This window comes from Streptomyces antimicrobicus (assembly GCF_020532625.1).
GTDB classification, from domain to species: Bacteria; Actinomycetota; Actinomycetes; order Streptomycetales; family Streptomycetaceae; genus Streptomyces; species Streptomyces antimicrobicus.
The window spans coordinates 1-18,314 of the sequence record NZ_JAJAUY010000118.1 but is presented as its reverse complement, the minus strand read 5'-3'; the positions used below and the strand labels follow the sequence as shown (position 1 = coordinate 18,314).

17 protein-coding genes and 2 pseudogenes are annotated in these 18,314 nt (G+C 72.9%); 11 read left to right on the top strand and 8 right to left on the bottom strand.

What is annotated here, in order from left to right; translation table 11 throughout:
• Positions 1-1,048, top strand: a pseudogene (locus tag LG632_RS23485) (AfsR/SARP family transcriptional regulator); the annotation flags it as partial.
• 76 nt (positions 1,049-1,124) lie between these two features.
• Here the strand turns inward: LG632_RS23485 and LG632_RS23480 are convergent.
• Positions 1,125-1,355, bottom strand: coding sequence for a DUF6269 family protein (locus LG632_RS23480; RefSeq protein ID WP_226729414.1), 231 nt, complete (start codon positions 1,353-1,355; stop codon positions 1,125-1,127).
• 157 nt (positions 1,356-1,512) lie between these two features.
• Here LG632_RS23480 and LG632_RS23475 point away from each other — a divergent pair, with 157 nt between their 5' ends.
• The gene (locus LG632_RS23475; RefSeq protein ID WP_226729413.1) at positions 1,513-3,186 is read left to right on the top strand and encodes a tryptophan 7-halogenase; all 1,674 of its coding nucleotides are present in this window, start codon (positions 1,513-1,515) and stop codon (positions 3,184-3,186) included.
• 273 nt (positions 3,187-3,459) lie between these two features.
• On the opposite strand, the gene LG632_RS23470 is transcribed toward LG632_RS23475, so the two are convergent.
• From LG632_RS23470 to LG632_RS23455, 4 genes are all read right to left on the bottom strand, one after another.
• Positions 3,460-4,062, bottom strand: coding sequence for a GNAT family N-acetyltransferase (locus tag LG632_RS23470; protein ID WP_226729412.1), 603 nt, complete (start codon positions 4,060-4,062; stop codon positions 3,460-3,462).
• A 23-nt stretch (positions 4,063-4,085) separates the two neighbouring features.
• On the bottom strand, positions 4,086-5,360 hold the full coding sequence (locus LG632_RS23465; RefSeq protein ID WP_226729411.1) for an NAD(P)/FAD-dependent oxidoreductase: 1,275 nt from the start codon (positions 5,358-5,360) through the stop codon (positions 4,086-4,088).
• Positions 5,361-5,555: 195 nt separating this feature from the next.
• Positions 5,556-6,500 carry an RNA polymerase sigma-70 factor gene (locus LG632_RS23460; protein WP_226729410.1) on the bottom strand — a complete coding sequence of 315 codons (945 nt, stop codon included), beginning with the start codon at positions 6,498-6,500 and terminating at the stop codon, positions 5,556-5,558.
• Positions 6,501-6,533: 33 nt separating this feature from the next.
• On the bottom strand, positions 6,534-7,190 hold the full coding sequence (locus tag LG632_RS23455) for a TetR/AcrR family transcriptional regulator (protein WP_226729416.1): 657 nt from the start codon (positions 7,188-7,190) through the stop codon (positions 6,534-6,536).
• A gap of 124 nt (positions 7,191-7,314) precedes the next feature.
• On the opposite strand from LG632_RS23455, the gene LG632_RS23450 reads away from it, so the two are divergent.
• Both LG632_RS23450 and LG632_RS23445 read left to right on the top strand, forming a co-directional pair.
• Positions 7,315-7,686, top strand: a complete 372-nt coding sequence (locus LG632_RS23450; protein WP_226729409.1) for a cupin domain-containing protein — start codon at positions 7,315-7,317, stop codon at positions 7,684-7,686.
• 172 nt (positions 7,687-7,858) lie between these two features.
• Complete coding sequence (locus LG632_RS23445) at positions 7,859-8,740, top strand: NmrA/HSCARG family protein (protein ID WP_226729408.1); 882 nt, start codon at positions 7,859-7,861, stop codon at positions 8,738-8,740.
• A 25-nt stretch (positions 8,741-8,765) separates the two neighbouring features.
• Here LG632_RS23445 and LG632_RS23440 read toward each other — a convergent pair whose 3' ends face one another.
• Positions 8,766-9,269: a metallophosphoesterase family protein gene (locus LG632_RS23440; RefSeq protein ID WP_226729407.1), complete on the bottom strand. Its 504-nt coding sequence runs from the start codon at positions 9,267-9,269 to the stop codon at positions 8,766-8,768.
• A gap of 78 nt (positions 9,270-9,347) precedes the next feature.
• On the opposite strand from LG632_RS23440, the gene LG632_RS23435 reads away from it, so the two are divergent.
• Both LG632_RS23435 and LG632_RS23430 read left to right on the top strand, forming a co-directional pair.
• Positions 9,348-9,989, top strand: coding sequence for a GOLPH3/VPS74 family protein (locus LG632_RS23435; RefSeq protein ID WP_226729406.1), 642 nt, complete (start codon positions 9,348-9,350; stop codon positions 9,987-9,989).
• Between the two features lie 61 nt (positions 9,990-10,050).
• Positions 10,051-10,524 (top strand): hypothetical protein, encoded by a 474-nt coding sequence (locus LG632_RS23430; protein ID WP_226729405.1) that lies wholly within the window; start codon positions 10,051-10,053, stop codon positions 10,522-10,524.
• 87 nt (positions 10,525-10,611) lie between these two features.
• Here LG632_RS23430 and LG632_RS23425 read toward each other — a convergent pair whose 3' ends face one another.
• Positions 10,612-11,364, bottom strand: coding sequence for a TetR/AcrR family transcriptional regulator (locus LG632_RS23425; protein ID WP_226729404.1), 753 nt, complete (start codon positions 11,362-11,364; stop codon positions 10,612-10,614).
• Between the two features lie 148 nt (positions 11,365-11,512).
• On the opposite strand from LG632_RS23425, the gene LG632_RS23420 reads away from it, so the two are divergent.
• Together LG632_RS23420 and LG632_RS23415 are read left to right on the top strand one after the other, a co-directional pair.
• Positions 11,513-13,057, top strand: coding sequence for an MFS transporter (locus LG632_RS23420; protein WP_226729403.1), 1,545 nt, complete (start codon positions 11,513-11,515; stop codon positions 13,055-13,057).
• Positions 13,058-13,221: 164 nt separating this feature from the next.
• Positions 13,222-13,977, top strand: a complete 756-nt coding sequence (locus LG632_RS23415) for a PIG-L deacetylase family protein (protein ID WP_226729402.1) — start codon at positions 13,222-13,224, stop codon at positions 13,975-13,977.
• Between the two features lie 116 nt (positions 13,978-14,093).
• Here the strand turns inward: LG632_RS23415 and LG632_RS23410 are convergent, their stop codons facing one another.
• Entirely contained in the window at positions 14,094-14,504 is a 411-nt protein-coding gene (locus LG632_RS23410) for a DUF4345 domain-containing protein (protein ID WP_226729401.1), read from the bottom strand.
• A 90-nt stretch (positions 14,505-14,594) separates the two neighbouring features.
• Here LG632_RS23410 and LG632_RS23405 point away from each other — a divergent pair, with 90 nt between their 5' ends.
• The 3 genes and pseudogenes from LG632_RS23405 to LG632_RS23395 form a co-directional block, all read left to right on the top strand.
• Complete coding sequence (locus tag LG632_RS23405; RefSeq protein ID WP_226729400.1) at positions 14,595-15,203, top strand: TetR/AcrR family transcriptional regulator; 609 nt, start codon at positions 14,595-14,597, stop codon at positions 15,201-15,203.
• Positions 15,204-15,328: 125 nt separating this feature from the next.
• Positions 15,329-16,198, top strand: a complete 870-nt coding sequence (locus LG632_RS23400) for an MBL fold metallo-hydrolase (protein ID WP_226729399.1) — start codon at positions 15,329-15,331, stop codon at positions 16,196-16,198.
• Positions 16,199-17,227: 1,029 nt separating this feature from the next.
• Positions 17,228-17,389, top strand: a pseudogene (locus LG632_RS23395) (transposase); the annotation flags it as partial.
• Positions 17,390-18,314 lie beyond the last annotated feature (925 nt).

Here is an 18,314-nt window from a genome sequence, read left to right as displayed (position 1 = left end):
GGGCGCGGACGCGGCGCGGGCCGGGGATCCGGTCGCGGACACGACCCCCGCCGCGCCCGGGGACTTCACCGGGCGGGCGGCCGAGCTGGCCGAGGCGTTGGCCGCGCTGCGGGCCGGGCAGGACGTGGTCCTGACCGGCGCGCCCGGCACGGGCAAGTCCGCCCTCGCCCTGCGCACCGCCGAACTGGCCCGCCCCCACTTCCCGGCCGGCCGGCTCTACGCCGACCTGCGCGCACCCGACGGCACGCCCCGCCCGCCCCGGCTGGTCCTCGGCTGGTTCCTGCTCGCCCTGGGCACCGCCCCGCACCTCGTCCCCGACGGCCTCGACGAGCGCGCCCAGCTCTACCGCACGCTCCTCGCCCGCCGGGGCCGCCTCCTCGTCGTCCTCGACAACGCCGCCGACGACGCCCAGGTCCGCCCCCTCCTGCCCGGCGCCGGCGGCTCCCGTACGGTCGTCACCGGCATCCGCCCCGGCCTGGCCACCCTCCCCGGCACCCGCCTGGTCCGCCTCGGCGCGATGACCCCTGCCGAGGCGGCCACCCTCCTCGCCCGGATCGCCGGCGCCGACCGCCTCGCCGCCGACCCCGTCTCCGTCGCCCGCGTCGCCGAGTACTGCGACCGCCTCCCGCTCGCCCTGCGCATCGCCGCCGCCCGCCTCGCCGACCGCCCGCACTGGCCGGTCGCCCGCCTCGCCGACCGGCTCGCCGCCGAGGACCGCCGCCTGGCCGAACTCCGCCTCGGCAGCCTCGACCTGGCCGCCGCCCTGCGCCCGGCCCTGGACACCCTCGACGGCCCCACCGCCGCCGCACTGGACGAGCTGACCGCCACCGGCCTGCGCGTCCTCACCCCGGCGGACGCGGCCGCGGTCCTGCGCCTGCCGCACACCGAGGCCGAGGACCTCCTGGACCGGCTCACCGACGCCCGCCTCCTGGAGCCCGCCCGCCCCACCGACGGCACGGCACCGGACCCCGAGCCCCGCTACCGCCTCTCGTCCCTGGTCCGCCTCTCCGCCCGCACCCGCACCCGCACCCACGCCCTCGCCCGCTGAACCGAACCAGGAACGACACGACCCCCTCGGGGCGGCCCGGTGGATCCCACCGGGCCGCCCTCGCCGTGCCGGCCCCTCAGCCGCAGCCCCCGGCATGCCCCTCGTCGAGTCCGTACGTCGCCAGGTATCCGTTCTCGGCGGTGCCCGGCACCGCGAGTTCGTTCAGGGCGTCGACGTAGTCCGCGAGCAGCTCCGCCCACGGCGTCCCGCCGTCGCGCAGCAACAGCTCCTGATCCATTGCCGCTTTGTTCTCGATCTCGGTCAGGACATCCAGAGGGTGCTGGACCTGGGCGGCCTTGTCGAACATCTTCATCCTCCTGTCGGTGTCGGGCCCGTTCAGGTCCCGCACCAACAGATTCGGAGCACCCCCTATACCGGATCCCTATTCCGTCCATGCCCCGCAATACAGCCCGTGTACAGGCCCGCTGTATTCCGCGTATAGCCGCCCCCGGCACCCTCCCTGCATGCACCGGGACCTGAACACGACGACACCCGCCGCCCCCGTCCCCGACTTCACGGACGTGGTGGTGGTCGGCGGCACCCTCACCGCCTGGATCGCCGCGGCCAAGCTTGCCGCCGCCTTCCGCGCGGCGGTCCGCGTCACCGTCCTGGAGACCCCGTACCGCCCGTCCGAGCAGGTCACGACCCTGCCGCCGACGACCCAGCGGGACCTGTTCGACCCCCTGGGGATCCCCGAGGCCACCTGGATGCGCGCGTGCGACGCCACCTTCGACGTGGCCGTCAAGTACGTGGACCCGGCCGCCCCGGAAAGGGATTTCTACGTCCCCCGGAACACCGCGCTCCCGGACTGCGAAGGTTTCTCACCCCTCGACGCCTGGCTTCTCCTGCGCGCGTCCGGAGAAACCGTGGAATCCGCCGACCGGGCCTGTTTCCGCGAACCCCCGCTCATGGACGCGATGAAATCCCCGCGCTGGCTCGACGGCCGCGCCGCCCTTTCCTACGGCTGGCACGCCGACACCATCATGCTGACGCATTTCCTGCGCCGCACGGCCGTCCGGGAATTCGGCGTCCGCCTGGTCACCGGCGGCCTTCTCGGCGCCGACCGCGCCCCGGACGGCGCCCTGACCACCCTGCGCACCACGCGGGGCCCGCTCACGGCCGACCTCTTCCTCGACTGCACCGACGAGGCCCGCCTCCTCCTCTCGGCCACCCTCCGAGAACCCCTCACCCCCGCCCCCCTCCTCCCCACCCACACCGTCACCGCCACCGTCACCGCCCCGACCCACGACGGCGCCGCACCCAGGCGCACCCCCGCCCCCACCGGCGCCCGCGCCGCCACGGGAACCTTCGCCCCCTACACGACCCTCACCGCCCTCCCCGAAGGCTGGGCCTGGCGCCGCCCGCTGCTCGACCGCCACTGCGTGGGCCTCGCCTACGACGGCACCCGCACGACCGCCGACGAGGCGGCCCGAGCCCTGCTCGCCCCCCTCGCCCCGCACCCGCGGCAGCCCCACCGCGCGGACGCCCACCGCGCGGACGCCCTCGGCCCGGACGCCCACGGCCCCACCCCCCGGACGGTGCACACCGTCCACCGGCCCGGCCGCCCCCGCCGTGCCTGGGTGCACCACTGCGTCGCCCTCGGCCGGGCCGCCGGCTCGACCGACCCGCTCACCGACGACCACGCGACCACGCTGGACCTCCTGGACCAGCTGATCCGCGACTTCCCGTCCCCCGGCGGCCACCCGCACCCGCCCGCCGCCGCGGCCCGCTTCGACCGGGCGGTCGCCGCCCATCACGCGCGGGCCCTCGACCTGGCCCTGATCCGCCTCCACCACCCGGAGCGCCCCGACCTGCTGCCCCTGTCCGACGCCGCCCGCGCCGCCCTTGAGGCCCACCGCGCCGGCCTACCGGTCACCCCCGACGACCTGCCCGTCCGCACCCTGCTGACCGCACTGGCTTCGCTGACCCCCCGCCCGGCCACCGCCACCCCGCCCACGACCGCCGTCGCCCACCACCACCGGGCCCTCCGCGCGGCCGAGGAACACTTCCGCCGCGTCAAGCGCCACCAGCACACCCTGCTGGAGACCCTCCCGACGGCCCACACCTATCTGACCCGCCTCCACGCCACCCCGCTCACCCCGACGGCCGCGACCGCCGCGGCAGCCCTGACCGCCTGACACCCCCGCGCGGCGTCGGCAGGCAACGCCCGGGTCACCCGCCGCACCACCCGCCACGCCCGCCGCGGCCCCCCAGTTGGCCGCCGGCGAGAAGCCGTTCACGACGATGCCGTAGAACCGCGCGTGCGGCACGAACTCCGCACGCCCCACCCGGCGTTCAGCGCGTACAGCGACAGCGGCGGCCCGCCCGCAGGAGGCGCCGCGACCAGGAGGAAGCGGAAACCCCAACGGCCGGGCAGCGCCGCGGGCGTGCGCGCCGCCGCGCCCCGGCCGTCACCCGTCCAGCAGATGCCCGTCGTCCCACTCGGGCAGACTCACGCTCCCTGCCTCCCAGTCCCGGCGCAGCACCGCGTACCCGACGGCGTCATGGACGGCGCCCCCCTCCCCGGGCCAACCGTCCCGGTAGTGCGCCTCCTTGACGTACCCGCACCGCAGGAAGGTCCGCCGCATCGCCACGTTGTCCTGCCGCGTGGTGCCCTCGATCCGCCGCACCTCGGGAAACTCCTCGAACAGGTACCGCGTGGCCCACTCCAGCGCCTGCCGGCCGATGCCCCTGCCCCGCCACGCGCTGCGCACCCGCAGATCGAGCATCGGCGTCCCGTCCCCCAGGTCCATCAACCGCACCAGCCCCACGGCGCCGCCTCCGCTGCCCACGCCGTCCTGGCCGTCCCCTCCGCCCCCTGCGTCCCCTCCGCCCCCGCCCAGCACCCAGAACGTCCGGTTCCGCTCCCCGCCGAACACCCCGTCGGCGATCCACCGCCGCACCTGCTCCGGCCGCACCACTGCCACGCCGTGGAACGGCCAGACCTCGCCGACGAGAAAGTCGACGAGGTCCTCGCCCTCGGCATCCCGCAACGCCCGGTATGTGATCTCCATCCCGGCACCCTACGGGCCACCGCTCAGCCCGACACCCCCACGCGGGCCCCGGCCCCGGCCGCCACCCCGGCCCCGGCCCCGACCGTCCCCGCCCCCCGCACGACCCGCCGCGACCGCACCGGCAGCCCCAGCAGCGGGTGGGCGACGCCCCAGGCCGCGCCCTTGCAGATCAGCTCCTTGTACACGGCGGCGAACCGCCCGGTCAGCGCCGCGTCCCGGGCGCGGTCGTCGGCGGTGACGTACTGGATCAGCCCCTCCCGACGCCCCAGCGAGATGCACTGGTTGAAGTAGCGGACGGGCACGCGCGGCACCTTCCTCCCGGTCAGCCGCGCCGCGACGGCGTCCGCGGCCTGCCAGGCGCCCGGTACGCCCGAAGCGCACGACATCCGCAGCGGCTTGCCGCCGGGGCCCATCGCCAGGGCCGCGTCACCGATGGCGTAGACGTCGGGGTGCGACACCGACCGCATCGTCTCGTCGACCACGATCTGACCGGTCTCCGCGACCTCCAGCGCGGTCGCCCGGGCGATCGGGTGCACGGCGAACCCGGTGGTCCACACCGTGACCGCCGCCGGGACGCGCTCGCCCTCACCGGTGATGACGTGGTCGGCCGCCACCTCCGCCACGGCCGTGTGCTCGTGCACGGTGATGCCGAGCTCGCCGCACACCTTCCGCAGGTGCCCGCGGCCCTTGGGCGAGAGCCAGTCACCGAGGCCGCCCCGCGCGACGAGGGCCACCTCCAGGTCCGGCCGCGCCTCGGCGATCTCGGTCGCGGCCTCCAGCCCGGTGAGCCCGCCGCCCACGACGACCACGGGCGCCCCGGCGCCCAGCCCGGCCAGCCGCTCGCGCAGCCGCAGCGCCCCTGGCCGGCTCGCGATCTGCTCGGCGTACTCGGCCACTCCCGGCACGCCGTGGTCGTCCCACCCGCTGCCGAGCGCGTACACGAGCGTGTCGTACGCCAGCTCCTCCACGCCCTCGGCGCCCTCCGCGCCCTGCGCACCCCGGAGCCGGACGGCGACGCTCTTGCGCTCGACGTCCACCCCGGCGACGGTCCCGAGCTTCAGCTCGACCCCGGTCCCCGCGAACATCTCGTCGAACGGCCGCGGCCGCAGCTCCTGGCCCACCGCCAGCTGGTGCAGCCGGACGCGCTCGACGAAGTCGGGCTCGGCGTTGACGAGGGTGATGGCGACGTCGCCACGGTGCAGCCGCCCGGCGAGGCGGCCGGCCGCGGTCGCTCCGGTGTACCCGCCACCGAGGACGACGATCCGGTGCTGAGTGCCCTGCTGCATACCGTGCTGCATGTCCCTGCTCCTGTCTGCGCGGTCCCACCGGCTCTCCGGCGCGGTTCCACCCCCTGAACCGGACAGCCGACGGTTTCCTGACAGCTCAGGATGTGAAGCACGTCACACCACGCGGAAAAGGGCGGGCAAGGGAAAGGACGGGCAAGGGAAAGGCGAGGTCCGGCCCGGCCCCGCCCGGTCCGGACCCGCCCCGCATCAAAAGGCGCGCAGCAAGGGCTCCCCGTGTTCGCCGCCCGCCCACACCTCGGTGGCGCGGACGAGCTTGTCCGGATTGACCTGGCTGCGGAACGCGGCGATCCCCTCGGCCGTGAACTCCAGGCACATGATCCCCACGACCCGGCCGTCCACCACCGCCACGACCGCGGGCTCGCCGTTGGCGCTGCCCACGTGGATCTCCGCCGAACCGCCGACCAGGGCACGCTTGGCCGGGGCGGGCTTGAACAGCCCGCGCATGAACTTCGCGACGGCGACGGCGCCCTCGAACGCCCTGGCCCGCGCCGGCACCTTCCCGCCCCCGTCGCCGATCGCGATGGCGTCGCCGGTGAGCAGCCGCACCAGCGGCTCGGTCCGCCCACTGGTGGCGGCGGCGAGGAACTCCTCCACCACCCGCCGCGCCGCGGCCTGGTCGATCTCGGTACGGGCCTTGCCGTCCGCGATGTGCTTCTTGGCCCGGTGGAAGATCTGCTGGCTGGCGGCCTCGCTGATGTCGAGGATCCCGGCGATCTCCCGGTGCGGGTACCCGAACGCCTCGCGCAGCACGTACACCGCCCGCTCGCCCGGCGACAGCCGCTCCATGAGGACGAGGACGGCGTACGAGACCGACTCGCGCTGCTCGGCGGTGTCGGCCGGCCCCAGCATCGGGTCCCCGTCGAGCAGCGGCTCGGGCAGCCACTGCCCCACGTAGGACTCCCGGCGGACGCGCGCCGAAGTGAGCTGGTTGAGGCAGAGATTGGTCAGCACCTTCGTCAACCAGGCCTCGGGGACCTCGATCTGCCCGACATCGGCGCCCTGCCACCGCAGGAACGTCTCCTGAACGGCGTCCTCGGCCTCGCTCGCGGAACCGAGCATCCGGTAGGCGATGGCCTCCAGACGCCCCCGCGCGGCCTCGAACCGGTCGACGTCATCCATGGTCAGCGGCATGCCCGGATCCTAACCGGGCTCCTCGGGACCGCCTCACCCGGGAAAGCCGCCGACGGCCGCGACGAGCATCCCGTACACATGGTCGGCCTCCGGCGTCAGCAGGGCCTCGATCTCGTCGTCGGTCCTCCCCGCCAGCGTCAGCTCCTGGATCCGCCGGAACATCAGCCGGTCCGCCGCCGCGATCATCGCCGCCGTGGCCCGCGCCGCGATCCCCGGCCCCTCCTCGACGTCCCCCGCCCCGCTCGGCTCGGCCGCCCCGCCGCCTCCGCCCGCGTCGGCCAGGGCCCGCGCCAAGGCCTCCTCCCGCCGCTCGTGCAGTTCCCGCAACCGCGCCCCGAGCGTCGGGCTCTCGGCCACCATCCGCGCGAACCCGACTCCCGTGAAACCGGCTGCCGGGCTGTGCGTCACCAGCGCGGTGCGGAACGCCCGCCCCAGCGCGGCGAGCGGCGGCTCACCCGGCTCCCGCTCGGCCACCACCCGGGCCAACTCGGCCGTGAACTCCTCGTGCTGATCGAGAGCCAGGTCCTCCTTGCGCGGGAAGTAGTTGGTGACCGTCTTCCTGGCCACCCGCGCCGCCGCCGCGATCTCGGCGATCGTCGTCCGCTCGAACCCCTGCTCCTGGAACAGCCGGGCCGCGCAGTCGGAGATCAACCGCCGGGTCTCGATCTTCTTGGACTCCCGAAGCCCCATCTCACCACTCACCCGAAAATCTTACCCCCGTAGCAAAATTCGCCTTGACCCCTCACCACCCCCTCCCTAAAGTTACGTCGAGCGCAAAAATACTCCAACGGCAAAATTAACGGCAGGAGCCGCCATGCACGTGATCACCCCGACCCCCGCCCACGTCGTCGAGACCCCGAACGCCACCATGACCGGGCTCGCCGCCCCCAGTCGCGGCAGTGCCGAACTGAGCACGTGGACCGTGTCGATGAGGTCGGGTCAGGCCGGCCCCGAACACTCGGTCACTCGCGAACAGGTCTGGACGATCACCGCGGGCGCCCTCGAAGTGACCCACGAGGGCCGTACGCGGCGCGTCTCCGCCGGTCAGACCCTGGTCCTGCCCCCGCACTCGCTCCGCCGCATCCACGCCCCGGAACCCTTCGAGGCGATCGTCGCGATGCGCTCGGACGGCGTGGTGGCCGTCCCCGGCGCGGAGGGCACCCGCCCCCTCCCGTGGGCCCAATAGGGAACGCGCGCGAGGGGAGGGCGTGGGAGCTCGAAGGAGGGGGCGGCGAAAACCTGCGCGACGCAGACTATTGCGCCGCGCAGAGATCGCCCCTACTATTTCTCTGCGTAACGCAGAAGCTGCATCGCGCAGAAGAAAGAAGCGGGTGCCCGCCCGACCCCAGGAGAACCCCATGCTGACCATCGCCGTCACCGGCGCCACCGGCGCCCAGGGCGGGGCCACCGCCCGCGCCCTGCTCGCAGCGGGCCACACCGTCCGCGCCCTCACGCGCCGTCCGGCCGGCCCCGCCGCCGAGGCGCTGCGCGCCCTCGGCGCCGACGTCCGCCACGCCGACTTCGACGACCGGGCCTCCCTCGACGCCGCCCTCCGCGGCGCGGACTCCCTCTTCGCCGTGACGACCCCGTTCGGCACCGACATCGACACCGAGGTCCGCCAGGGCAAGTCCCTGATCGACGCGGCGGCGGCCGCCCACCTCGGGCACGTCGTGCTCACCTCCGCCGCCCACGCCGACCGCCGCACCGGGATCCCGCACTACGACAGCAAGTTCCTGATCGAGCAGCACCTGTACGCCTCCGGCCTGACCTGGACGGTGATCGGCCCCGCCGCGTTCATGGACAACTACACCACCGGCTGGTCCCTCGACAGCCTGCGCGAAGGCTCCTTCGCCTGGCCCATGCCGGCCGACCGGCCGCTGACCCTCGTCTGCGCCCGCGACATCGGCGCGTTCGCCGCCCTCGCGCTGCAGCGGCGCGACGTTTTCGCCGGCCGGCGCATCGACATAGCCTCCGACGAGCTCGACCCCGCCGGCATCGCGGCGGCCCTCGCGACCGCGGCAGGACGTCCCCTCACCCACCAGCAGGTGCCCCTGGACGTCGTCCGCGGCTACTCGACCGACCTGGCGGCGATGTTCGCCTACTTCGACGAGTCCGGCCTCGACGTCGACATACCCACCCTCCGCCGCGACTTCCCCGAGATCGCCTGGCAGTCCTTCACCGACTGGGCCGCCACCCAGAACTGGCCCGCCCTCCTCGACCCGACCCCCGCGCACGCCTGACCGGCCCCGTACGGCATGCGCCGGATCAGCCGCGCCGCGGCAGTTGGTGCAGCGTGACGTCGGACAGCGCCCCGTCCGCGGCGACCGCGGTCATGAAGGTGCAGAACGGCTGCCGTCTGCGGTCCGTGGGCGAGCCGGGGTTGAGCAGCCGTAGCCCCCCGGGGGCCGTGGTGTCCCACGGGATGTGGCTGTGGCCGAACACGAGCACGTCCAGATCCGGGAAGCGCTCGGCGCATCGCCGCTCCCGCCCCGCGGCGCCGCCCGTCTCGTGGACGACCCCGAACCGTACGCCTTCCAGCGAGGCCCGGGCCACCTCGGGCAGGCGCCGGCGCAGCGCCGGCCCGTCGTTGTTGCCGTAGACGCCGATCAGCCGCCGGGCCCTGCCCTCCAGCAGGTCCAGCGCGGCCTCGTCCGTCCAGTCCCCGGCGTGGATGACGACATCGGCCGCGTCGACCTGGTCCAGCAACGCGTCCGGCAGGCTCTTGGCGCGCGTGGGCAGATGCGTGTCGGAGGTCAACAACAGCCGCATACCCCCCACGGTAGCCCGCATACTGACCACGGCGGCGCACACAGGCCCGATGGTCGATGTCTCCGAGGGGAGCCGAGAATGAGCACGGCGAAGGACCTGTTCCTCATGGCGCTGGACCCCAAGCCGCAGCACCCGGTGGGCCAGGGCGACCTGTCCCTCGCCCTCGCCGGAGCGGAACTGATCGACCTGATCGAGGCACGGACCGTCACCCTGGACGGCGACCGCATCGTCCCGGGCGACGGCGCTCCCGTTCCCTCCGACGGCCTCCTGGCCGAGGCGGCGTCGGCGCTCACCCGCCGGCCGCCCTACGAACGGGTCGAGGACTGGCTGTGGCGCCGGGGCCGCGACCTCACCGCGGCCTACGAGTCCGCGCTGGAGGGCGAGGGCCGGATCACCCGCACCCGCGTCGGCCGCTCACCGTTCGCGCCCACCCGCCTGGTCCCGGCCGGCACCCCCGCCTCCCCGACCGCCCCCGACCCGGACCGGCACCACTCGGCCCTCACCACCCTGGCCTCACTCGTAGGCCTCGCCCCACCCCCGCCGACCACCCCGCCGACCACCCCGACGGACGACGGCGGTCCCGGCCCCGGTCCCGGGACCGACGACGCGACGACCACCGTCCTCGCCACGGTCAGCGACGCGGTGACGGAGCTGGAAGCGGTACGCCAGCGCCGCTCCATCGAGAACGCCGCCTTCGCCAACATCTGGCGCGCCCCCTGACAGCAACCCCGCGGCTCCACTGACACCAGATGTCAGCGGACCGCTCGTAACGTCCTGACGCATGGACAACAGCACCGGCTTCGCCTTCTTCACCGGCACCTACGACGTCGTCAACCGTTGGCGCAAGGACTTCCTCGACCCCCGGGAGGGCGAGGACCGCTGGGAGGAGTTCCCGGGTCTGACGCATGCCTCCGCGCACTTCGACGGCCGTGCAAGCTTCGACGAGATCCGCTTCCCCACCAAGGACTTCGCCGGTCTGACCCTGCGCCTGTACGACCCGGCCGCCGACGCCTGGTCGCTGTACTGGGCGAGCAGGCGCACCGGCACCCTCTTCCCGCCCGTCACCGGCCGCTTCCACCCGGACGGCACCGGCGTCTTCCACGGTGACGACCAGCACGACGGCCGCAAGGTGAAGGTCCGCTTCGTCTGGTCCGCCATCACGACGACGACCGCCCACTGGGAGCAGGCCTTCTCCCTGGACGAGGGCCGGACCTGGCTCACGAACTGGCACATGCACATGACCCGCCAGGCCTGACCCCGCCACCCCTGACCCGCTACCCCTGACCCGCCAGGCCTGATCCGGCCCCGGGCCGGCACCCTCCGGTGCCGGCCCGGGGCCGGATCACTGCCCGCTCGTGGCCGGCCCGCCCGGGAGCCGAAGTGCCAGGCCGTCGAGCATGGCCTCCAGCCCGTAGGCGAACTTGGAGTCGCGCACCGCGGCCGGGTCCAGCGCCTCGGTGGTGGCCGCGGCGTAGGCCTCGGCCAGGTTCTCGTGCGCCTGGGCCGCCTGCTGGGCGGCGGGCATGAGGCGGGCGATGAACTGGGCCTCCGTCTCGCCCGACCGGGCCACGGTGGTCAGCCAGGCCGTCTCGGTGCTGCTCATGCCCACCACGTAGGCGAACAGGGCGTCGATCGCCCGGGCCGGCTCCCGGAAGCCCGCCTCGACGAACAGGGCGGCCAGCCGGTTGGAGAACGACATGAGGTTCGGCCCGAGGTAGGCCAGGCCGGCCTGGCCCAGCACCGAGGACAGCCACGGGTGACGCAGGGCCGTCGCACGGAAGGACGCGGCGGCCTCGGCGGCCGCCGTCCGCCAGTCCGCCGAGCCGACGGGCGGCACGGCGACCTCGGCGAAGACCTCGTCCACGGCGAGCTCCATCAGCTCGTCCTTGGTGGCCACGTGGCGGTACAGGGAGGTCGCTCCCGCGTTCAGCCGGGCGGCCAGCTTGCGCATGCTCAGGGCCTCGATGCCCTCGGCGTCCAGCATCACGACGGCCTCCCGGACGATCGCGTCCTGGGAGAGCGCGGGCTGCTCGTTCTGCCGCGTCCGGCGGGCCCACACCGAGGGGATCGGCTGCGGCTTCGTGTCATCGGCCATCGACTGGCTCCTTTGCGTACGTCGTGCGCAATCAGCGTACAGGGATTGCGGCTTGCGAACACTGTACGCATCAGCGTACGGTGTTCGCATCGCTTGGAACGGTGTGCGCACAACGGGAACGGTGTGCGCCATGGGAGGGGAAAGCTCGATGGCAGACACGTCCACAGCCCTGGACTCAGGAACCGGGACCCGCGATCCACGCCGCTGGTGGATCCTGATCGTGCTGTGCCTCAGCACCTTGGTCCTGGTGGTCGACAGCATGGCGCTGACCGTCGCGGTGCCGTCCATGACCGAGGACATCGGGGCGAGCCCCCAGCAGATCCAGTGGATCCTCGACTCCTACGTGCTGGTCTTCGCCGGTCTGCTGCTGACGTCCGGAAGCCTCGGCGACAGGTTCGGCCGCCGCAAGGTGATGATCATCGGGCTGCTGCTGTTCGGAGCGGCGTCCCTGGCCGCGGTGTTCTGCACCGGCCCCGGTGAGGTCATAGCCGTCCGGACGGCGATGGGCATCGGCGGCGCGCTGATCATGCCGTCCACCCTGTCGATCCTGATCACGGTCTTCGACGAGGACGAGCGCCCGAAGGCGATGGCGGCCTGGGGCTCGGTGTCGATGCTCGGCCTGGTCGGCAGCCCGATCCTCGGCGGTGTGCTGATCGACCACTTCTCCTGGCACTCGATCTTCTTCATCAACGTCCCCGTCGTCGCCCTGGCCGTCGCGGCCGGCCTGCTGCTGATGCCCGAGTCCAAGGCCCCCTGGCAGAAGCCCGACCCGCTGGGCGCGGTCCTGTCCGCCGTCGGAATGACCGCCCTGGTCTGGTGGATCATCGAGATCCCGCAGCACGGCGCCTTCGAAGGCCGCGGGCTGAGCACCCTCGCCGTCGCGGTCGTCTGCCTCGCGGGGTTCGTGGTCTGGGAGAACGTCACCCCCGCGCCGATGGTGCCGCTGGTCCTGTTCAAGCACCGCGACTTCACCGGTGGTTCGATCTCCCTGGCGCTGGTCCAGATCGGCAACGGCGGCCTGCTCCTGGTCCTGACCCAGTACCTGCAGTCGGTCCTCGGGTACTCGCCGGTCAAGGCCGGCCTCGCCTTCACCCCGCTGGCCGTGGCCGCGCTGATCGGCAACGGCGTCGGCGCCAAGCTCGCCGCCAAGGCCGGTCACCGCTGGCTGATCCTGGCCGGAATGCTCCTGATGGCGACCTCCTTCGGCCTGCTGACCACCGTCACCGCCGCGAGCGGCTTCACCCTCCCGGCGGTCGCGCTCGGTCTGCTCGGCCTCGGCGCCGGTATGGCGATGCCCGCCGCGGTGGGCGCCTTGATGGGGACCATCCCGGCCGACAAGGCGGGCGTCGGCTCGGCCCTGAACGACACCATCCAGCAGGCGGGTACGGCCCTCGGCATCGCCATCCTGGGATCGCTGCTCACCAGCACGTTCTCCCATGAGATGCCGGCCGGTGCCCCCGAGCAGGCGAAGCAGTCGATCGGCGGCGCGCTGGCCGCCGCCCAGGGGGACGCCGGCCTGGTCCAGGCGGCCAAGGACGCCTTCACCGCCTCGATGTCCACCACCCTCACCTTCAGCGCGATCGGCGTCCTGGCCGCCGCCCTGCTCGCGGTGGTGGTCATGCGCGGCACCGGAACGCAGCCCCCGTCGGAGAACGCCACGCCCCCCGCCCGACCCCTCACCCCGACCACCTGACCCCCGCCCACCCCCGGAGGCCGGCCCCCGCCCAGGGCGCCGGCCTCCACGGCATCGCCGCATCGCCCGCCACCCCACCTCAGCCACCCGCCGACACGCTTCGTACGGCGGCCCGCACCGAGGACGGCCATTACGGCCGACCGCTCCGGGGAAGCGATCCGTTCATGACCGCACCCAGCATCCTCGCCGTCTACGCCCACCCCGACGACGAGTCCCTCGCAGCCGGCGGAGTCCTCGCCCGGCACGCGGCCGCCGGAGCCCGGACCGGCGTCGTCACCACCACGTGGGCTGCGAACAGCCCGCGCGCCGCCGAACTCGCCGACGCCCTGCAGGCCCTCGGCGCCGAAAGCCCCCGCATGCTCGGCTACGCCGACTTCCGGGTCCCGGCATCGGCGCCCGGGCGCCCCCGGTTCTGCGACGCCCCGCTGGACGAGGCCGTGGAGCATCTCGTCCGCCACGTCCGCTCGTTCCGGCCCGACCTCATCGTCAGCCATGACGCCTACGGCTCCTCCGGCCACCCCGACCACATCCACACGCACCGCGTCATGCTGCTCGCCGCGCACGCGGCCGGCCTCGAAGACCTGTATCCCCAGGCCGGGCCGGCATGGCAGGCCGCCGCCGTCTACCTGTCGGCGCACCCGCGATCCGCCGGCGCCGCCCTGGCACGCCTTCTGGCGGGCGTCGGCAAGCGCCTGTACACGGTCCCGGACGAGAGGATCAGCGCGGCAGTGGACGTCCGCCCGTGGCTGGACCGGAAGTGGCAGGCGATCGAGGCGCACCGCTCGGAGGTGGCGCGCGGTCGCTCACTTCCGGCCCTGCTGAGCACACTGTCGGCCGCGGACAGGGCAGCGATCCTCGGTACGGAGTACTACATCCGCCACGAGCTCGCCCCCACCCGCCGCGGCCTCCACGCCCTGTAGGCCCGAAGAACCGGACGGCCTGAAGAACCGGACGGCAACAGTACGGCGGCGCCCCCGCGCTCGGCCCGCAACCGGCCGCCCCACACGCCCAGGTCGACCTGGTGCCCCTGCGACTCTCAGCGAGCGGCGCCCCCGCCCACGGGCCCGCCCACGACCCGCTCCTCCGCGTCGGCCAGCCAGAAGAAGACCGGCGGCAGCCCGAGCTCGATCACCGTCAGCACGATCTGGAACCAGTGCGGCCGGCCGTGCACGGCCAGCGAGATCAGCCGACCCGCGCCACCGAGCAGGAAGACGCCCGCCAGCCACCGCACCGCCCACGCCGGAACCGGACGCTGACGTACGGCCCACAGCCACGCCAGTCCGTAGCCGGTGAAGACGGCACCCATGAACCGACCCCAGCTGTCGACGGTCGCGCCCGCGCCGTCGGCGCCCGGCAAGGCGGCGTTGCCGAGCGCCACATGGAACAGCCCGATCGCGACGCAGGCCCAGCCCATCAGCTGCGCAAGAGCGCGCAGAACCTTGGCCACAGTCCCTCCAAACCACCACGCGGCGCCCGTAGTTGACATGCGTCTACTAGCCTCCCTCCCCAGTAGACGCATGTCAACTAGACTCCGTCCATGCCTCCTCGCCAGCGACTGACCCCCGCCGAGCGCCGAGCCCAGCTCCTCGCGGTCGGCGCCCGGCACTTCGCAGCCCACCCCTACGACGACGTGCGGATGGAGGAGGTCGCCGTATCGGCCGGTGTCTCCCGGGCCCTGCTCTACCGCCATTTCCCGACCAAGCACGCCCTCTTCGCGGCCGTCTACCAGCAGGCGGCCGACCAACTGCTCGCCGAGACCCGGCTCGACCCCGCCGACTCCCTCACGGACCAGCTGACCCAGGGCATGGACGTCCACCTGGACTACTTCGTGGCGAACCGCAACGCCGTCCTCGCCGCGAACCGCGTCCTCGCGGGCGACCCGGTCATCCAAACGATCATGACGAACGAACTGGACGCGCTCCGCGCCCGCCTGCTGACCGTCCTCCCGCTCGCGGACGACACCACCCGCGAAGCCGTCTCCGGCGTACTGAAGAGCTGGCTGGTCTTCGTCCAGGTCCTCTGCGTCGACTGGCTCGCCCACGAGACCTGCACCCGCACCCAACTCCGCGACGCCTGCGTCGGCGCGGCCCTGGGCGCCCTGCGCCCCCTCCTGCCCACCGCGGTCGAGGAGACCCGCGTCCGCTGACGCGAGAACACCCCCCTCCCCGAACGACAAGATCGCCCCTCCCTACCGATCCCCCCACGCCTGCGGTATCCCGGAAGGAACGCCCCCTGCCCCGGCAGGGGAACCCGAGGGAGGGGAGTCCTGCGATGACCGACTGGTACGTGGACGACCGCTGTTCCAACTGCGACGTCGCGCGACAACTCGCGCCCGACCTGATCGGCGAGGTGGACGGCAGGTCCCACATCCTGCGCCGGCCCCGCGACGAAAACGAGGCGCGCCGCCTGCACGCAGCCGCCTTCGCCTGCCCGACCCGCTCGATCCGCCCCTCCTCCGGCCGACCGGACCGGCGGCTCGACCCCTTCCCGATGGCGTTGGACAGCGGCGTCATGCTGTGCGGACACAACTCCCCGCACACGGCCGGAGCCAACTCCTACCTCCTCCTGCGGCCCTCCGGCACCGCCATGATGATCGACACGCCGCGCTGGAGCCCTGAACTCGCCGACCGGTACGCCGCACGGGGCCCGGTCACCGACGTACTGCTCACCCATCGCGACCACGCAGCACACGGCCGCCGCTACGCCGACCACTTCGGCGCCCGGCTGTGGATCCACGAGGGCGACCTCGATGCCGCGCCGGACGCCGACCAGGTGATCCGCGGCCTGGAACCCCACCCCGTCGCCGACGGCGTCACCGCCCAGCCCCTACCCGGCCACACCCCGGGCAGCGTCCTCTACCTCGCCGACGACCGTTACTGCTTCAGCGGCGACAGCTTCTACTGGTCCCGCACCACCGGCGACCTGGAAGTCGCGGAAACCGTCACCTGGTACTCCATCGAGGAACTGGCCACCTCCCTGGCCACAGTCGCCGCACGGCTCCGCTTCGAATGGGTCCTGCCGGGCCACGGCGACCGACGCCGCATGCCCACCACCGAGGCGTCCGACCGCCTGACAGCCCTGGCAGAACGCACCCGCCTCCTACGCCCCCGCCCGATCGACTTCACCGCCGTCCGCTGGTGAACGGAACGCCGACCCGGGACGCCCCGCAACCCCCGCGCCGGACTGGAAGGGCGCGATCAACGCGAGGTGGGCCACCGTGCTCGCGGGCCAGGACAGCTCGCTCTCACTGGGCAGCATGGAGGTGGAAGCGGTCCCGGACGAGGACATCGGTCATCGGCAAACAACAACAGGTCACCTTCCTGGCAGACGAGCAGTGGAACTGACCCCAACCCCTGCGATTGTTTGCCCAGGGAGCGAGCCGTAGCAGGCTACTACCAGACCGCGACGACGGGGCCGGCCTCACACTCCAGCACTTATCTAGATGCGAGATCGAAGCAACCTGCTCAAGAGTGTGGAGAGCTGGCATGATCAGGCAGTGTCCATCGCTGTCGAGTTTTCGTGCCCCCGGACGGTGGACCGCCTGCTCAGACTCGCCGCCGGTAGCGCCATCAGGTCGAAGACCTGGACGGTCACGTCCAGCCCACCGTCATTTGCTCTCGGACTCTGTCCCGGGTGACCCTCGAGCTCACGGCTGTCAGGGGATGGTGGATGCTGGGGACATGAAGGATGCGGGTTTGGGAGTGCTTGCCCGGATGTGGGATGAGCACATGGAAGCGCCTTTTCCTCAGGCGGCGTACGATCGGCCCGATGTGGGGGGTGAGCATCTTGTACTTCTGGATACGGAGACCGCAGGATGCGTGATTTCCACCCTGCAGGGCAGGTTGGATGACAGATTGCATCAGGTCCTCCTTCGTTGCCTGGAAGCCCTGAACAGGGTCGTGCCGTTGATAGAGGACGAAGAAGCGACCAGGTACTACAGGCACCTTCGTGACATGGCTGCGCTTGCCACGAACGGCCCGACGTCAACCCGTAGTACGGGCGGCGCGTAGGTCCTGAGAAAGCGACCCTCCGCGGGCCGAAACTGCGAGCCTTGCTTCCCTGCCCACAGCGCCCCACCATGCCTTAGACGTCGTCTCATTTTTCTGCCGTGACTTCCAGGCGACCTGGATCGAGACTGTCTGCTCCAGCAAGTCGTAGGCGCGACAGGTCGTGGGGATTGTTGAGCGGCTGGTGCCGAATGAGCTGTCGGAGCCGATCCAGCGGGTGGTGCCGGTAGCGCCGTAGCGGCCTCAGGGCGGTGGTCGGCGCCCGCATGGCGACCGGGAGGCCCTGGCGGCGATCGTGTTCGTAGCCACGTCGGGCTGCACGTGGCGGGACCCAAGGTTCTGGAGGGGCGGGGGACCCGTCCACCTTCAGGTTCGCTTGCGAACCTGAAGGCCAACCCCGCTCGCTGAGCCAGGGCCAGAAGGTGAGAGCCCTTGAGGCGGGGCGCTGGCCATGCCCCGTTGCTGCCAGCCGGCCGCTTGCGGGGCCCTTCGGCCTGGAGGCGAAGCGAGAAGGGCGGGGGTGGGAGCGAAGCGGACACCCCAACAGACCCAAGACTGTCGCCACGTGAAACGAGGTCACCTCCCGTGCGGAGCGCGGGAGCCCCAGGGGCCCGCTTGCGAACCCGTTGGGGTGGAGCGCAGCAGAACCCGAACAATCCCTAGTGCAGCGGAGGACTCCGGCCGGAAAGGGCCGACCGAGCGCAGCGAGACCGGCCCCCTCAGCGCGCAGCGCTGAGGCCCCTCAGGGGCCGAAGGCCCCATGAGCCAAGTCCAGCGAGGCTCCCTCTTGAGCGCGCAGCGCTCAAGAACTTCCTAGTCCTCGGCCTTTGGCCAGCTCTGGCTCGGCGAAGCCGAGTCTCGCTGAGCGCAGCGAAGCAGTCCACTGTGCTCCGGAGCGAAGCGGAGGAGCAAGGCGCCGAAGGCGCGCTGGCCGAGCGCAGCGAGGCCGCCTCTTCCCTGGGCGCGCAGCGCCCAGGGGTCCTCAGGCTGGCCGCCGGCTCTGGCTCGGTGAAGCCGAGTCTCGCTGAGCGCAGCGAAGCAGTCCACTGTGCTCCGGAGCGAAGCGGAGGAGCACACGCCCAAGGCGCCCTGGCCGAGCGCAGCGAGGCCCCTCCCTCCTGAGCGCGCAGCGCTCAGGAGGGAGGGGCCCGAAGGGCCAAGGCCGAGCGCAGCGAGGCCTGTCTCTCCTGAGCACGTAGCGCACCTAGTGGGGTGGAGCGAAGCGGAACCCCACCAGTCCCGAAGCGAAG

Bases quoted from the DNA above. Each gene is read 5' to 3' on its own strand.
- LG632_RS23400 (WP_226729399.1), top strand. From the start codon at position 15,329: ATGACCGACTGGTACGTGGACGACCGCTGTTCCAACTGCGACGTCGCG.
- LG632_RS23460 (WP_226729410.1), bottom strand. From the start codon at position 6,500: ATGCCGCTGACCATGGATGACGTCGACCGGTTCGAGGCCGCGCGGGGG.
- LG632_RS23435 (WP_226729406.1), top strand. From the start codon at position 9,348: ATGAGCACGGCGAAGGACCTGTTCCTCATGGCGCTGGACCCCAAGCCG.
- LG632_RS23405 (WP_226729400.1), top strand. From the start codon at position 14,595: ATGCCTCCTCGCCAGCGACTGACCCCCGCCGAGCGCCGAGCCCAGCTC.
- LG632_RS23465 (WP_226729411.1), bottom strand. From the start codon at position 5,360: ATGCAGCACGGTATGCAGCAGGGCACTCAGCACCGGATCGTCGTCCTC.
- LG632_RS23425 (WP_226729404.1), bottom strand. From the start codon at position 11,364: ATGGCCGATGACACGAAGCCGCAGCCGATCCCCTCGGTGTGGGCCCGC.
- LG632_RS23430 (WP_226729405.1), top strand. From the start codon at position 10,051: ATGGACAACAGCACCGGCTTCGCCTTCTTCACCGGCACCTACGACGTC.
- LG632_RS23440 (WP_226729407.1), bottom strand. From the start codon at position 9,269: ATGCGGCTGTTGTTGACCTCCGACACGCATCTGCCCACGCGCGCCAAG.
- LG632_RS23455 (WP_226729416.1), bottom strand. From the start codon at position 7,190: ATGGGGCTTCGGGAGTCCAAGAAGATCGAGACCCGGCGGTTGATCTCC.
- LG632_RS23470 (WP_226729412.1), bottom strand. From the start codon at position 4,062: ATGGAGATCACATACCGGGCGTTGCGGGATGCCGAGGGCGAGGACCTC.
- LG632_RS23480 (WP_226729414.1), bottom strand. From the start codon at position 1,355: ATGTTCGACAAGGCCGCCCAGGTCCAGCACCCTCTGGATGTCCTGACC.
- LG632_RS23420 (WP_226729403.1), top strand. From the start codon at position 11,513: ATGGCAGACACGTCCACAGCCCTGGACTCAGGAACCGGGACCCGCGAT.
- LG632_RS23445 (WP_226729408.1), top strand. From the start codon at position 7,859: ATGCTGACCATCGCCGTCACCGGCGCCACCGGCGCCCAGGGCGGGGCC.
- LG632_RS23450 (WP_226729409.1), top strand. From the start codon at position 7,315: ATGCACGTGATCACCCCGACCCCCGCCCACGTCGTCGAGACCCCGAAC.
- LG632_RS23415 (WP_226729402.1), top strand. From the start codon at position 13,222: ATGACCGCACCCAGCATCCTCGCCGTCTACGCCCACCCCGACGACGAG.
- LG632_RS23475 (WP_226729413.1), top strand. From the start codon at position 1,513: ATGCACCGGGACCTGAACACGACGACACCCGCCGCCCCCGTCCCCGAC.